Source organism: Micromonospora sp. NPDC047465, from assembly GCF_040643125.1.
GTDB lineage: Bacteria > Actinomycetota > Actinomycetes > Mycobacteriales > Micromonosporaceae > Micromonospora.
Genome location: NZ_JBEYTP010000016.1, coordinates 48,379 through 62,971, shown reverse-complemented (window position 1 = coordinate 62,971; position 14,593 = coordinate 48,379). Strand labels below are relative to the sequence as shown.

Sequence of the window (14,593 nt, the reverse complement as noted above, 5' to 3'; positions counted from 1 at the left end):
CGACGCGCCCGTCCGCTGGCGGGCCGACCCGGTGGGGCGGCCCGCCAGCGACGCAGGTTCACGCCGCGTGCCGGACGTCGGCGGCTGTGTCGCAATTCCTGCCAGCGTGGTGGGACGCCCTCACGACCACCAACAACGCCCCGCCCTCCGGCGGGAAGGACGCGGGGGTCAGCCGCCGAAGCCGACCCGGTGGCCGCTGGTGGTGATGCCCCGGATGGCGAGGGCGGCGTCGAGCGCGGCGACCGTGGCCGCCCAGCCCTTGTCCTCCGCCGAGCCGGGCAGCCCGGCCCGGTCCCGGGCCTGCTCGATCGTGTCGACGGTGAGGACGCCGTGCGCCACCGGCTTGCCCTCGTCCAGCGCGACCCGGGTCAGCCCGTCGGTCACCGAACGGCAGACGTAGTCGAAGTGGGCGGTGGCGCCCCGGACCACCACGCCGAGCGCGACCACCACGTCGCAGCGGCGAGCGAGGGCCTGGGCCACCACGGGCAGCTCGACCGAGCCGGCCACCCGGGCGGTCACCGCGCGGGCCCCGCACGCCTCGGCGGCGGCGACCGCCCGGTCGAGCATGTGGTCGGTCAGCTCGCCGTGCCACCGCGCGGCCACCACGCCGACCGTCATCCCGGCGGCGTCCACCGCCGTCACGCCCGGCTCCCCGAAACCCGCCATGTCTACGCTCCGATCTCGTCGCCGGGTACCGGCCGGCCCATCGGGGCCTCGGTGACCTCGTCCAGCTCGTCCAGCAGGTGCCCCATCCGGTCCCGCTTGGTGCGCAGGTAGCGCACGTTCTCCGGGTGCGGCCGCACCGGCAGCCCCTCGCGGCCGGTGACGGTCAGCCCGTAGCCCTCCAGGCCGGCCCGCTTGGCCGGGTTGTTGGTGAGCAGCCGCATCGAGCGCACCCCGATGTCGTAGAGGACCTGCGCGCCGGTGCCGTAGTCGCGGGCGTCGGCCGGCAGGCCCAGGTCGAGGTTGGCGTCCACGGTGTCCCGGCCCTGGTCCTGGAGCTGGTACGCCTGGAGCTTGTGCAGCAGGCCGATGCCGCGCCCCTCGTGGCCGCGCACGTAGAGCACCACGCCGCGCCCCTCCCCGGCGACCCGGTCCAGGGCCGCGTCGAGCTGGGGGCCGCAGTCGCAACGCACCGAGCCGAAGACGTCGCCGGTGAGGCACTCGGAGTGCACCCGCACCAGCACGTCCCGCCCGTCGCCGATCTCGCCCATGACCAGGGCGACGTGCTCGGCCGAGTCGTGCTCGCTGCGGTAGCCCAGCGCCCGGAACACCCCGTGCCGGGTCGGCATCCGGGCCTCGGCGACCAGCTCGACCTGCTTCTCGGTGCGCCGCCGGTACGCGACCAGGTCGGCGATGGTGACCAGGGTCAGCGCGTGCTCGGCGCAGAACTTCTCCAGGTCCGGCAGCCGCATCATGGTGCCGTCGTCGTTGACCAGCTCGCAGAGCACGCCGGCGGGGCGCAGCCCGGCCAGCCGGGTCAGGTCGACGGCGGCCTCGGTGTGCCCGGGCCGGCGCAGCACGCCGCCCTCCCGGGCGCGCAGCGGCACCACGTGCCCGGGGCGGGCCAGGTCGGTCGGGCCGGTGCCGGGGTCGGCGAGCAGCCGGATGGTGTGCGACCGGTCGGCGGCGGAGATGCCGGTGCTGACCCCCTCCCGGGCGTCCACGGTCACCGTGTAGGCGGTGCCCCGCCGGTCCTGGTTGGTGTGGTGCATCGGCGGGAGGTCCAGCCGGTCGCACTCGCTCTCGGTCAGCGGCACGCAGATGTAGCCGGACGTCCACCGCACCATGAACGCGAGCAGCTCCGGTGTCGCCAACTCGGCGGCGAAGATCAGGTCGCCCTCGTTCTCCCGGTCGGCGTCGTCGACCACGACGACGGGCCGGCCGGCGGCGATGTCCGCCACCGCCTGCTCGATACTCCCAAAGGTGGTCATGCCACGGCCTCCGAATAGGTCTGCGGGATCGGGGCGGGCGCCGGGCGGGCGACCCGCGAGGTGCGCCACCAGGCGACGACGCCCCAGGCGCAGAAGGCGCCGTAGACGAGGTACATGGCCGCCGAGGGGTAGAACCCGCCGCGCAGCAGCAGCGGCACGCCGACGGCGTCGACGGCGATCCAGACCAGCCAGAAGTCCACCCAGCCGCGGGCCATGCCGTAGGTCGCCAGCAGGCTGCCGGTGAGGATCCAGGCGTCCGGCAGCGGGCCCCAGGAGCCCAGCGCGGCGAGCACCGGATAGAACGCGGCGGTGCCGAGGACGGCGGCGGCCAGCAGGCCCAGCCGCTCCCGGCCGGTCGCCCAGCGGGGCGCCACGGCGGCCTGGTCGTCGTCGCCGCCGTGGCGGCGGTTGCGCGACCAGCGCCACCAGCCGTAGAGGCTGACCGCGAAGAAGAAGACCTGCCGGCCGGCCTGCCCGTAGAGGTCGTGCGCCTGCGGCGTGGCGAAGACCCCGCCCAGGAACACGGTGAACAGCAGCGCGTTGCCGATCATGCCGACAGGCCAGGCCCAGACCACCCGGCGCAGGCCGAACAGGGCCGAGGCCAGCCCGAAGCCGTTGCCGACGATCTCCCGGACCAGCACCGGCGAGCCGCCGATGCTCAGCTGCGCGTCGAGCAGCCACCCGAGCGGGCCCATCAGGCCACCCCGCCCGTCGCGGCGGCGCCCGGCAGGCCGGCGACCGGGGCGTCCGTGCCCGGGAGCCCGCCGGTCGGGCCGGCCTCGGGGCGGCCGGGGTCGGCCAGCCGGGCGCCGAGCAGCCGCTCGACGTACTTGGCGAGGACGTCCACCTCGAGGTTGACCGGGTCGCCGACGCCCCGCGCGCCGAGGGTGGTCAGCTTCAGCGTGGTCGGGATCAGCCCGACGGCGAACCAGTCCGCGCCGACGTCGGCCACGGTCAGCGAGACGCCGTCGACGGTGATCGAGCCCTTCTCCACCACGTACCGGGCCAGGGCGGCGGGCAGGCGGAACCGGACGGTCTCCCACTGCGCGGCCGGCTCCCGGGCGAGCACCTCGCCGACGCCGTCGACGTGGCCCTGCACCAGGTGCCCGCCGAGGCGGCTGCCGAGCGCGGCGGCCCGCTCCAGGTTGACCGGGTCGCCGGCCCGCAGCGCGCCCAGCGCGGAGCGGCGCAGCGTCTCCCCCATCACGTCCGCCGTGAAGACCCCGTCGGCGGCGTCCACCACGGTCAGACAGACGCCGTTGACCGCGATCGAGTCGCCGTGCCGGGCGTCGGAGGTGACCAGCGGGCCGCGGACCGCGACCAGCGCCGAGTCACCCGCCGTCGGAGTGATCCGGACGACCTCACCCAACTCCTCGACGATGCCGGTGAACATGTCAGCCCTCCCTCTTCCGGGGCAGCGCGGTGATCCGCAGGTCCGGTCCGACCTGCGTAACGTCGACGTACTCCAGGTCGATCGCCTCGGCGATGGTGGTCACACCGGCGTCCACCAGGGCGGTCGGGCCGGCGCCGAGCAGCCGGGGCGCGACGTAGCCGACGATCTTGTCGACCAGGCCGGCGGCGAGAAAGGCGCCGGCCAGCGTGGGACCCCCCTCCAGCAGCGCCGCCCGGACCCCGCGCCCGTGCAGCGCGGCGAGCAGCGCCGGCAGGTCGACCCGACCGTCGGGCCCGACGCCGACCTCCGCGGCGGTGGCGACCCACGTCCGGGCCGCGCCGTCGCGGACCCGGGCGTCGACCGGCGTACGCCCCGCCGAGTCCACCACCACCCGCAGCGGCTGCCGGATGCTGAGGGTGCCGTCGCGCAGGTTGCGGGCGGTGAGCCGGGGATCGTCGGTGAGCACCGTGCCCACCCCGGCGATCACCGCGTCGACGGTGCCGCGCAGCGCGTGCACGTCCATCCGGGCCGCCTCGGAGGTGATCCACATGCTGGTGCCGTCGGCCGCCGCCGACCGGCCGTCCAGCGTGGCGGCGAACTTCCAGATCACGTACGGCCAGCCGCGGCGCATCGAGGTGAGCCAGGCGATGTTGCCGGCCTCGGCCTCCGCCTCGCGTACCCCCAGGTCCACCTGGACCCCGGCGGCGCGCAGCGTGGCGGCCCCGCCGGAGGCGACCGGGTTGGGGTCGGGCACGGCGATGACCACCCGGGCGACGCCGGCCTGGACCAGCGCGGTGCTGCAGGGACCGGTGCGGCCGGTGTGGTCGCAGGGTTCGAGGGTGACCACGGCGGTGCCGCCGCGGGCGCGCTCCCCCGCCTGGGCGAGCGCGACGATCTCGGCGTGCGGCCCGCCGGCGTAGGCGTGGAACCCCTCGCCGACGACCTGGCCGTCGGCGTCCAGCAGCACGCAGCCGACCACGGGGTTGGGGCTGGTCGTGCCGAGACCGCGTGCGGCGAGTTCGACCGCGCGACGCATCGCCTCGTCGACGGAGACGCCCCCCATTGCCCTGCCCTCTCACTCACCGATCGGCGCGCGGGCGGGTCACGGGAGGCAACGGCACGGGCCGCGGGCGTGCGGCGGCGGAGGTCCGGGTACGGCGGGGCCGACCCGGGGGGCGCGCACGGCACGCTGAGGTCAGCGGCCGGGCAGGGCCCGTCCGTCCCGCGCGCTGTCTCCCATCCGGACTGTCTGGGCGCGGTTTCCCGCCCCCAACCGTCGGCCCCGGATTCTCACCAGGTCCACCGGGCGGCACGAGGCCGACCGGGTCGCGGGCTTACCACGGTCACGCCGTGGATCACCGCCGGTTCGGAATTACACCGAGTCCCGCCAGCGCGTGGTGGGTACACCGGCAGTCTTACACGCCCGACGGGGGGTGGCGCCACCGAGGCGAGCTACTTCACAGCGGGAATAAGCGGGTCACGTCACCCCGCGTCGCCGATCCACCGCCACGTACGAGCCGGGCTGGCTCTTGGCCACCGTCTTCATCTCGGAGGCGACCGCGATCGCCTCGAGGGGGTTGGTGAACCGCTTGTTGGCGTCGGAGATGGAGACGCCGATGGAGAGGGTGACCAGGGCCGCGCGCCGGATGTTGCCCCGCCGGTCCTTCAGCTCCACGTAGCCGCGGGCGGCGTCGGCGGGGTCGTAGAGCGAGTCGGCGGCCTTCTCGAAGTCGGCGGACACCCGCGAGGTGAGCGGACGCACCTGCTCCGGCGTGCAGACGATGACGAAGTCGTCGCCGCCGACGTGGCCGAGGAAGGCCGGCGGCAGCCCCACCGAGACCACCGCCCGGTGCAGGCTTCGCGCCAGGGCCGAGATGAAGTCGTCGCCGCGCACGAAGCCGTACCGGTCGTTGACGCTCTTGAACCGGTCGATGTCGATGTAGCCGACGGCGTAGTCGACGCCGCTGCGGACCCGGTCGGAGATCTCCCGGCGGATCCGGCTGTTGCCGGGCAGCCCGGTCAGCGGGGAGACCTCGCGGAACTCCTTGTTGCGCCGCAGCGTCGAGCTGACCCGGGCCACCAGCTCCGCCGTGTCGAAGGGCTTGACCAGGTAGTCGTCGGCGCCGGCGCTGAGCCCGTGCACCTTGTCCACCGTCATGCCCTTGGCGGTCAGCATGATCACCGGCAGCGCCGAGGTCATCGGGTCGGCCCGCAGCCGCCGGGTCAGCTCCAGCCCGTCGATGCGCGGCATCATCAGGTCGACCACGGCCAGGTCGGGACGCTGGCGCTCGATCACCTCGAGCGCCTCCTGCCCGTCGCCGGCGTGGATCACCTCGAAGCCGTGCAGCCGCAGGTTGAACTCGACGAAGCGCGCGATGTCCTCGTCGTCGTCGACGACGAGGATGATGTCCTTGCGGTCGCCGGCGGGCTCCACGTCAGGCCCCGGGGGCGGCGCGTTCCGCGAGTGCCCGCAGCTTCCGGACGGCCTCGGCGGGGTCGTCGGCGCCGTAGACGGCGGTGCCGGCGACGAAGGCGTCCGCGCCGGCCTCGGCCGCCTGCTCGATGGTGTCGGCGGCGATCCCCCCGTCGACCTCGATGCGGAGTTCGAGGTGGCCGCTGTCGACGTGCCGGCGGGCGGCGCGCACCTTGTCCAGCAGTTGCGGGATGAAGCGCTGCCCGCCGAAGCCGGCCTTGATCGTCATGATCAGCAGCGTGTCGAAGCTCGGCAGCAGCTCCAGGTACGGCTCGATCGGCGTGTCCCGGTCGATCGCCAGCCCGGCCTTCGCGCCGGCCGAGCGGAGTTCCTTGGCCAGCGCCACCGGGTCGTCGCACGCCTCGGCGTGGAACGTGACGTTGTACGCCCCGGCGTCGGCGTAGCCGGGGGCCCACCGGCGCGGGTCCTCGATCATCAGGTGCACGTCGAAGGGAAGCTCGGTGGCGGCCCGCAGGCTCTGCACCACGGGCAGCCCGATGGTCAGGTTGGGCACGAAGTGGTTGTCCATGACGTCCACGTGCAACCAGTCCGCGGCGTTCTCGACGGCACGGACCTCTTCGGCGAGGCGGGCGAAATCGGCGGCGAGGATGCTGGGCGCGACGATCGGCGGCGGTACGGTCACGGGGCCAGTGTACGAACGCGGCGACCGGCCGCCCGCAGCGCGCCACCACCGGGACGCCCGGCGACCCGGCGGTTACCAGTGGTGACGATCGACCGTCCCGGCGTGGTCGACCGCTCCCGCGACCACCCGACCGAGGCCGTCCACGCCGGCACGTCCACCGCTCGTCGCCGTCGCCGGCGTGCCCGGCGACAGCGACCTGCCGTACCGGGCGGCTCGATCTTCCATCCCCCCGTACCAGCGGGAGTGGAAGGAGGGCGACCACGGGTGCGGTGTTTCCTGTGGAGCGACGGCCGGAAACTGACCCGCTCGATGCGAGGCACCGTCCCGCAGGGACTCCCCGCGATCTGAGCGCGGTGCCGTATGCTGCCGCACCGTGACGTGTCCGGCCGCCTCGCGCCGCCGGACCACGATCGGCGGGAGGTCGGGGCGATGCGACGGTGGTGGACGGCGGCCGCGGCCGGCGCGGTGGGGGCCCTGGCGCTGGCCGGCTGCGGCGCGCCGGCCGGCACCGACGGGGACCTGACCGACGACTGGCCGGCGCCCGCCGCGCCGCAGGCGTTCGTCCCCGCCACCGGGGCCTGTCACCGCGAGATTCAGGACGTCGGCTACCTCACCGCCTACAACCCGGTCGACTGCGCCGAGTCGCACCGCGCGGAGACCGTGCACGTCGGCACGTTCACCGGGGCGGCGGCCGAGCGCACCACGCCCCCGCCGGCCGGCTCGGCCGGCATGCGCGCCGCCCGGACCGAGTGCGACACGAAGGTCAAAGAGGTGGTCGGCGGGGACTGGCGCTCCGGCCGGCTCGGGCTGAGCGTGGTGCTGCCGTCGCCGCAGGCGTGGGGCGGCGGCGCCCGCTGGTTCCGCTGCGACCTGAGCGAGCAGGCCAGCCTCGACGAGGCGAGCGCGAAGTTCCGGACGGGAAGCCTGAAGGGCGCCCTGGCCGGCGCCGCCCCGCTCGCCCACCGCTGCTTCAACCCCAAGCTGAGCGACGACGAGGTGCGGGAGATGGTGGAGGTGGCCTGCACCAGCAAGCACCACGCCGAGTTCGTCGGCGTCTGGCGGGCCCCGGACACCAGCTACGCCGCCTTCACCCGGGACAGCCAGAAGGTGCACCGGGCCTGTCGCGCGCTGATCGCGACGTACGTCAAGGTGCCGAACAACGGCGACCTGAAGTACCGGGCGGGCTCGATCTTCTACCACCCCCTCGAGCAGGAGTGGCGCAACGGCAACCGGGGCGTGCAGTGCTTCCTCTGGGTCAGCGACCGCAACCTGACCCGCTCGATGAAGGGCGCCGGCACGAAGGGCCTGCCGGTCACCTGAGCGCCCGGACCGGCACCGGACCGACCCGGCACGGGGCGGCCACCCGAGGGTGACCGCCCCGTCGGACGCCCGTTGTCAGGTGCGGCGCAGCACCGCGAGGAACATCGCGTCGGTGCCGTGCCGGTGCGGCCACAGCTGCACCGTCGGCCCGTCGCCGAGGCCGGGCATCCCCGCCGGCAGCAGCGGCCGGGCGTCGACGAAGTCGACGGGCACCCCGGAGCGGCGGGCCGCCTCGGTCACCGTCACGTGGGTCTCCACGGTGTGCGGGGAGCACGTCACGTAGGCGACCAGGCCGCCCGGACGGACGGCCCGCAGCGCCGCGGCGAGCAACTCCCGCTGCAACCGGGTCAGCGGCGGCAGGTCCGACGGCTCGCGCCGCCAGCGGGACTCCGGCCGGCGGCGCAGCGACCCCAGCCCGGTGCAGGGAGCGTCGACCAGCACCCGGTCGAAGTGCGCCTCCGGCAGTTTCGGGTCGGCGCCGACCGTGCGGCCGTCGGTGTTCAGCACGGTCACCGGCAGGCCCCGGGTGGCCTGGGCGACCAGCCGCGCCCGGTGCTCGGAGACCTCGACGGCGGTCAGCCGCGCGTCCCGCTGCGCGGCGAGGGCACCGAGCAGGCCGGACTTGCCGCCCGGGCCGGCGCACAGGTCGAGCCAGCGCCCGTCCGGGCCGTCCAGCGGGGCCACCGCCAGGGCGTTGGCCACCAGCTGGGAGCCCTCGTCCTGCACGTGGGCCCGCCCCTCGGCCAGCGCCGGCAGGTCGCCGGGCGCCCCGCCCGAGAGATAGACGGCGTACGGGGAGAAGGCTCCCGGGGCCCCGCCGACCTCGTCGGCCAGCGCGACCGGGTCGGCCAGCCCGGGCCGGGCGCACAGGTGCACCGGCGGGCGCTCGTTGTCCTCGATGAGCAGCCGGGCGGTCTCGCCGAGGTCGCCACCGAGCGCCTCGGCGAAGGCCCGCACGATCCACTGCGGATGGCTGTACGCCAGCGCGAGGTGCCCGATCGGGTCGGTCTCCATCGGCGGGGCGAGCTTGGCCACCCAGGCGTCCGCGTCCCGCCCGGCGACCTCGCGCAGCACCGCGTTGGCGAAGCCCGTCGCGCCGGGGCCGACCGCGCGGACCAGGTCGACGGTCGAGGAGACCGCGGCGTGCGCCGGCACCCGGGTGTGCAGCAGCTGGTACGCCCCGAGCCGCAGCGCGTCGCGCACCGGCGGGTCGATGCGCTGCACGTCCCGCCCGGCCGCGTCGGTGAGGATCGCGTCGAGGGTGCCGAGGTGGCGCAGCGTGCCGTAGGTCAGCTCGGTGGCGAAGGCCGCGTCCCGGCCGGTCAGCCCGGTGTCACGCAGCAGCGACGGGAGCACCAGGTTGGCGTACGCGTCGTCCCGGTGCACCGCCGCGACGGCCTCGTACGCGACCTGCCGTGGCAGGTCGACCGCCGGGCGGGCCGGGCGGCGGCCGCCGTCGCGCCGCTCGCCGCCGGCGCGGGCGCCCCACCGGCCGCCCCCCGCCGGCCGGTCGCCGCGCCGATCGCCCGCCGGGCGTTCGCCGCGCCCGGGGCCGCCGGGCCGCTCACCGCGTCGCTCCGCCGGGAAACGGTCGCCGGAGGGCCGCTCGGGGCCCGTCACGCGAGTTCCTCCCCCGCGGCCACCCGGGCGCCGCGCGCCCAGTCGGTCGCCGCCATCGCCCGCTTGCCCGCGGCCCGCACCTCGCCGAGCCGCACCGGGACGGTGGCCGTGCCGGCCAGCACCCGGGACTTCTCCACCAGCAGCTCACCCGGCTTCAGCTCGGGGCCGTCGGCCACCGGGACGACCGGGCCGAGCTTGACCCGCTCGCCCCGGAACGTCGTCCACGGCCCGGGCGCCGGCGTGCAGGCCCGGATCCGCCGGTCCACCGCGAACGCCGGGTCGGACCAGCGCACCCGGGCGTCCTCCACGGTCAGCTTCGGCGCCAGCGACACCCCGTCGGCGGGCTGCGGCTCGGCCCGGGCGGTGCCGTCGGCGATCGCGTCGAGGACGGCCACCAGCAGGCCCGCGCCGGAGTCGGCGAGCCGCTCCAGCAGGTCGCCGGAGGTGTCGGCCGGGCGGATCTCGTCGGTGAGCGTGCCGTAGACCGGCCCCGTGTCGAGGCCCTCCTCCAGCTGGAAGACGCTGGCCCCGGTCAGCTCGTCGCCGTGCAGCACGGCGTGCTGGACGGGCGCGGCCCCGCGCCACGCGGGCAGCAGGGAGAAGTGCAGGTTGATCCACCCGTGCCGGGGGATCTCCAGGGCGGCCGGCGGCACCAGCGCGCCGTAGGCCACCACGGGGACGCAGTCCGGGGCCAGCTCGCGCAGCCGGTCCAGGAACTCCGGCTCGCGCGGGCGGGCCGGGGTGAGCACCTCGATCCCGTGCTCGTCGGCCCACGCCCCGACGGGGGACCGGGACAGCCCGCGCCCCCGCCCGGCGGGCGCGTCGGGGCGGGTGACCACGGCGACCAGCTCGTGGCGAGAGGCCGCCACGGCAGCCAGGGCGGGTACGGCGACGGCCGGTGTGCCGGCGAAGATCACGCGCACGGGCGGCTCACCGACCCAGGCCGAAGGGGCTGCTGGAGGTGTGCGGGTTGAGCTTCACCGTCGGCGGGGCGGCCGGGTCGTACCACTCCGCCTGGCGGATCGCCTTCATCGCCTCCTTGCGGCCGGCCGGATCCAGCCGGTCCACGAAGAGCACCCCGTCGAGGTGGTCCGTCTCGTGCTGCACGCAGCGCGCCATCAGGCCGGTGCCGACGATCTGCAGCGGGTCGCCGTAGCCGTTGAAGCCCTTGGCGATCACGTTCTGCCGGCGCTTGGTGTCGAAGTAGAGGCCCGGAATGGACAGGCAGCCTTCCGGCCCGTCCTGCTCCTCGGCGTCGGGAAACTCCAGCACCGGGTTGACCAGGTGGCCCAGCACGTCGTCGACGTCGAAGGTGAACACCCGCAGGCCCACACCGAGCTGCGGCGCGGCGAGGCCGGCGCCGTTCTGCTCGCGCATCGTGTCGGTCAGGTCCGCGATGAGCTTGCGCAGCTCGACGTCGAAGTCGACCACCGGATCGGCCGGCGTGCGCAGCACCGGATCCCCGAACAGACGGATGGGCTGGACGGTCACTCGGCGTGGCTCCTTCGACTGGACGACGTGGTGCCGTACCAGTCTACGGAGTGCCGGGAGCCGTCCCGGCCGGCGTACCGCGTTGCGCCGCCGCCGGTTCCGTGTCGATGATCACCACGCGGCCGCTCGTACGTCCGGTCGGCCCGCGGGCGCTCGCGGGACAGCCGGCTGTCCCGCCGGTGCCGAGGTGTGGTCGGCCGGGCGGATCAGGCGCCGGCGCCCGGCTCCCCGGCCAGCACCGTGTCCCCGCCGAGCAGGGCGTGTTCGGGCAGCGGCAGCTCGATCTTGTGGGCGGCCTCCCAGTCGTGGATCAGGGTCGGTCGGGCCTGGGCGGCGAAGTAGTCCACCGCGCTCATCCCGCCGACCACCGGCTCGTCGACCTCGGCGACGAGTTGGGCCGGCACCAGGCGGAAGCCGTTCTGCAGGGCGGCGCTGAGCCGGCGGTGCCCGTCGACGACGAAGAAGTACTCCCCCGTGTAGCCGATCCGCAGCGGCTCCAGCGCCTCGTCGCCGGCCGCGGCGAGGTCGCCGACGAACTCCGAGTCCCACAGGTCGCGCAGGGCGGCGATGTCCTCGGTCGGGTAGACCCGGGCCGGGTCGAGCAGCAGCAGCGGCGGGGCGTCGCGCAGCACGTCCGCGCACAGCCGGCCCTCGTACGCGTCGACGATGTGCTCGATGACCTCGGCCGCGGAGGCGCGGGTGGTGTCGCAGATCAGGTCGTAGTTGCGCAGCCGTGCCTTGTCCACGCCGTAGCGGACGATGAACCGGCCCCGCTCGCTCTCGCTGCGCTCCCGCAGCTTGGCCGTGGCTTCCTCCAGCGACGTGTAGCTCTCGGCCGGGCCGGAGGGGCGGGCGAGCACCCGGCGGGCCGCCTCGCCCGGCTCGGTGATCATGTGCACCTTGAGCGCGTCGGTGAAGAAGTGCCAGGCCAGCCGGGAGTCCATGACCAGCCGCTCGCCCGAGGCGGCGATGTCCCGCTGGAGCTGGTCGACGTAGCCGTCGACGGCCTGGTCCAGCTCGGCGTGCAGGTTGAGCTGCAGCGCGGTCATCTGCCGCTCCTGCGCCATCTGCCGGTAGAGGTCACCGACGCTGACCCGGCGCAGGCCGAGCCGCTTGGCGATCTCCACCGAGACGGTGCTCTTGCCGCTGCCGAGGTCACCATTGAAGACGATCGACTGACGAACGGTCACGACTGGTCCACCCCTGATCACCGGCTGATTGACATCATCGACATCGCGCCGAACCGACGCGCTCCCGCCATCGTCGCGCGATCCGTACGCCCCGGCATGACGGGCGATGTTATCACCCGATAGCGGGCCGCCCGTCGTACCCGGCGTGCGACGGCGGGCCGGTCGGGCGCCCGGAACGGCGGGACCGTGCGGCGGATCACGGGCGCCCGTCGCGGCGGCCCATCACGGACGGCACGGTCGTGGCGAGGGATCGCGGCCGTGGCGGCGGATCACCGGCGGCCCGGGCAGGGCGGCGGATCACCGGCGGCCCGGGCAGGGCGGCGCGGGCGGCGCGGGCGTCGTCCGGGTCAGAAGAGGCTGAGCGGGTCCACCTGGAGACGGACCGGGTCGACGGCCTTGCGCGCCGTGCGCACCCCGGCCGCCGAGTGCAACGCACCGGCCAGCGCGGCCGCCCGGGCCCGGGGCACCCGGACCAGCATCCGCTCCCGCTCCCCGTCTGCCGGCACCGGCCCGAGCAGCTCGGCCTCGGCCGGGAGCCGGGCCTCGGCCAGCAGGTCGGCCACCGCCGCCGGCGGGCCGGTCACGCTGGCCATCCGCACCGCCGGCGGGAAGCCCAGCTCCCGCCGCTCGGCCAGTTCCCGGGCGGCGAACCAGGCGGCGTCCCAGCGCAGCAGCGCCTGCACCGGGGCGAGGGCGCCGTCGGCGACCACCACCACCCGGCCGCCGCCGGCCGCGGGGCGGGCCAGCGCGGCGGCGGCCAGCCAGCGGCGCAGCGCCTCCTCCCCCGCCCGCAGGTCGGCCCGGGTGAGCAGGGCCCAGGAGTCCAGCAGCAGCACCGCGCCGAAGCCGCCCTCGGCGACCGGCTCGGCGCCGGGGGTGGCGATGACCAGGCCGGCGCCGCCGGGCACGGTGGCGAGCACCTCCTCACGGCCGGAGGTGCGCACCGGCACGCCGGGAAAGGCCCGACCCAGTTCCTCGGCGGTGCGCCGGGCGCCGGTGACGGAGGCGCGCAGCCGCCGCCCGCCGCACTCCGGGCAGGCGTACGCGGCGGCGACCCGCCCGCACCACCGGCAGGCCGGGCTGCCCTCGGCCGAGGGCAGCGCGAGCGGCCCGGCGCAGTGCGGGCACCGGGCCGGGGTCCGGCACTCGGCGCAGGCCACCGAGGGCAGGTAGCCGCGGCGGGGCACCTGGACCAGCACCGGCAGGTCGGCCCGGATCGCCTCGCGGGCGGTGGTCCAGGCCAGGCTGGGCAGCCGGGCCGTGGCCGCCCCGGGGTCCCGGGCCAGCTGCGGGTCGTCGCCGGTGGGCGCGATCGCCGGCATCCGGGCCCGCAGGGTGGCCCGGTCGGCCACCACCTCGCGGGCCCACCCGGTCTCCACCAGCAGCTGCGCCTCGGCTGTGCGGGCGAACCCGCCGACCAGGGCGGCGGCGTCGCCGAGCTGGGCGCGGGTGAGCAGCACCTCCCGGGCGTGCGGGTAGGGGGCCCGGGGCTCGGCGTGCAGGTCGTCGCCGTCGTCCCAGATCGCCACCAGGCCGAGGCGGGCGACCGGGGCGAACATCGCGGCGCGGGTGCCGACCACCACGGACACGTCGCCGCGCCGGGCGGCGAGGAACGCCCGGTAGCGTCGGGCCGGGCCGAGGGCGGCGGAGAGGCAGACGTGCCGCCCCGGACCCAGGGCGGATTGCAGGGCGGCGTCGAGGCGATCCAGGTCGCGGTTGTCGGCGACCACCACCACCGCGCCCCGGCCGCCGGCGACGGTCGCGGCGACGGCCTCGGCGTACCGGGCGGGCCAGTCCTCCCCGGGCAGCGCCGACCAGACCGCGCGGGGTGCCCGCCCGTCGGCCAGCGCCCGGAGCAGGGCCGGCCCGGCCGGGTAGTCCCGCCAGGCGTCAGGACCAGGCCCGACCACCGGCCCGGCACCCGCCGGGGCGTCCGCCGGCACGGCGGCCCCGGGCACGGCGACCTCGGGCACGGCTACCTCGGCGGGCCCGTCGTCCGGCACGCTGGAGCCTCCGCCGAACGCCGTGGGGCCGCCCTCCAGCGCCGCGGCGTCTCCGCCGGACACGGCGGCGCCTCTGGCGTCCCCGGCGGGCGCGTCCGCGTCGCGGGCGGGCGCGTCCGCGTCGCGGGCGGGCGCGTCCGCGTCGCGGGCGCGGACGTCCTTCTCCACCCGGGCGTGCCGGGGCGGTACGGCGAGGCGGAGCACGTCGGCGAGGCTGCCGGCGTAGCGGTCGGCGACCGCCCGGGCCAGCCGGGCGACCTCCGGGGCGAGCACCGGCTCCGGCGAGACGACCTTCTCCAGGTACGCCAGCCGGCCGGTGTGCCCCGAGTCGTCGGCCCGCTCCAGCAGCCAGCCGTCGACGAGCTGCCCCGCGAAGCGGACCTTCACCCGCGTGCCGGGAACAGCGTCGGCGTCCAGCTCGGCGGGGACGAGGTAGTCGAACGGGCGGTCCAGGTGGGCCAGGGGCAGGTCGACGCAGACGCGAGCGACCGGCGACCCCGCAGCGGGTCGCCGGTCGCTGCGCCTG

General features: G+C 76.1%; 13 protein-coding genes. 1 reads left to right on the top strand and 12 read right to left on the bottom strand.

The window, feature by feature from the left end; genetic code table 11:
• Nucleotides 1–168 precede the first annotated feature (168 nt).
• From ribH to rpe, 7 genes are all read right to left on the bottom strand, one after another.
• On the bottom strand, nt 169–666 hold the full coding sequence (ribH, locus tag ABZ793_RS16800; RefSeq protein ID WP_357457689.1) for a 6,7-dimethyl-8-ribityllumazine synthase: 498 nt from the start codon (nt 664–666) through the stop codon (nt 169–171).
• A 2-nt stretch (nt 667–668) separates the two neighbouring features.
• The gene (locus ABZ793_RS16795; RefSeq protein ID WP_350708917.1) at nt 669–1,934 is read right to left on the bottom strand and encodes a bifunctional 3,4-dihydroxy-2-butanone-4-phosphate synthase/GTP cyclohydrolase II; all 1,266 of its coding nucleotides are present in this window, start codon (nt 1,932–1,934) and stop codon (nt 669–671) included.
• Entirely contained in the window at nt 1,931–2,629 is a 699-nt protein-coding gene (gene pnuC / locus ABZ793_RS16790; RefSeq protein ID WP_357457685.1) for a nicotinamide riboside transporter PnuC, read from the bottom strand. Before pnuC ends, ABZ793_RS16795 begins: the two co-directional genes overlap by 4 nt.
• Entirely contained in the window at nt 2,629–3,327 is a 699-nt protein-coding gene (locus ABZ793_RS16785) for a riboflavin synthase (protein WP_357457684.1), read from the bottom strand. The genes pnuC and ABZ793_RS16785 overlap by 1 nt, the downstream gene beginning before the upstream one ends.
• A gap of 1 nt (nt 3,328) precedes the next feature.
• Nucleotides 3,329–4,390: a bifunctional diaminohydroxyphosphoribosylaminopyrimidine deaminase/5-amino-6-(5-phosphoribosylamino)uracil reductase RibD gene (gene ribD / locus ABZ793_RS16780; RefSeq protein ID WP_350708923.1), complete on the bottom strand. Its 1,062-nt coding sequence runs from the start codon at nt 4,388–4,390 to the stop codon at nt 3,329–3,331.
• Nucleotides 4,391–4,804: 414 nt separating this feature from the next.
• Complete coding sequence (locus ABZ793_RS16775) at nt 4,805–5,761, bottom strand: response regulator (RefSeq protein WP_357457682.1); 957 nt, start codon at nt 5,759–5,761, stop codon at nt 4,805–4,807.
• 1 nt (nt 5,762) lies between these two features.
• Nucleotides 5,763–6,443 (bottom strand): ribulose-phosphate 3-epimerase, encoded by a 681-nt coding sequence (rpe, locus tag ABZ793_RS16770; protein ID WP_357457680.1) that lies wholly within the window; start codon nt 6,441–6,443, stop codon nt 5,763–5,765.
• Between the two features lie 429 nt (nt 6,444–6,872).
• Between rpe and ABZ793_RS16765 the strand changes: the two genes are divergently transcribed.
• Nucleotides 6,873–7,763 (top strand): septum formation family protein, encoded by an 891-nt coding sequence (locus ABZ793_RS16765; protein WP_357457678.1) that lies wholly within the window; start codon nt 6,873–6,875, stop codon nt 7,761–7,763.
• 75 nt (nt 7,764–7,838) lie between these two features.
• Here the strand turns inward: ABZ793_RS16765 and ABZ793_RS16760 are convergent, their stop codons facing one another.
• The 5 genes from ABZ793_RS16760 to ABZ793_RS16740 form a co-directional block, all read right to left on the bottom strand.
• The gene (locus ABZ793_RS16760; protein ID WP_357457676.1) at nt 7,839–9,383 is read right to left on the bottom strand and encodes a transcription antitermination factor NusB; all 1,545 of its coding nucleotides are present in this window, start codon (nt 9,381–9,383) and stop codon (nt 7,839–7,841) included.
• Complete coding sequence (gene fmt, locus ABZ793_RS16755) at nt 9,380–10,306, bottom strand: methionyl-tRNA formyltransferase (RefSeq protein WP_357457674.1); 927 nt, start codon at nt 10,304–10,306, stop codon at nt 9,380–9,382. The genes ABZ793_RS16760 and fmt overlap by 4 nt, the downstream gene beginning before the upstream one ends.
• Nucleotides 10,307–10,313: 7 nt before the next feature.
• Nucleotides 10,314–10,874 (bottom strand): peptide deformylase, encoded by a 561-nt coding sequence (gene def / locus ABZ793_RS16750; protein ID WP_350708933.1) that lies wholly within the window; start codon nt 10,872–10,874, stop codon nt 10,314–10,316.
• 206 nt (nt 10,875–11,080) lie between these two features.
• Complete coding sequence (locus tag ABZ793_RS16745; protein ID WP_357457671.1) at nt 11,081–12,064, bottom strand: AAA family ATPase; 984 nt, start codon at nt 12,062–12,064, stop codon at nt 11,081–11,083.
• A 347-nt stretch (nt 12,065–12,411) separates the two neighbouring features.
• Nucleotides 12,412–14,535 (bottom strand): primosomal protein N', encoded by a 2,124-nt coding sequence (locus tag ABZ793_RS16740; RefSeq protein ID WP_357457890.1) that lies wholly within the window; start codon nt 14,533–14,535, stop codon nt 12,412–12,414.
• Between the last annotated feature and the right edge of the window lie 58 nt (nt 14,536–14,593).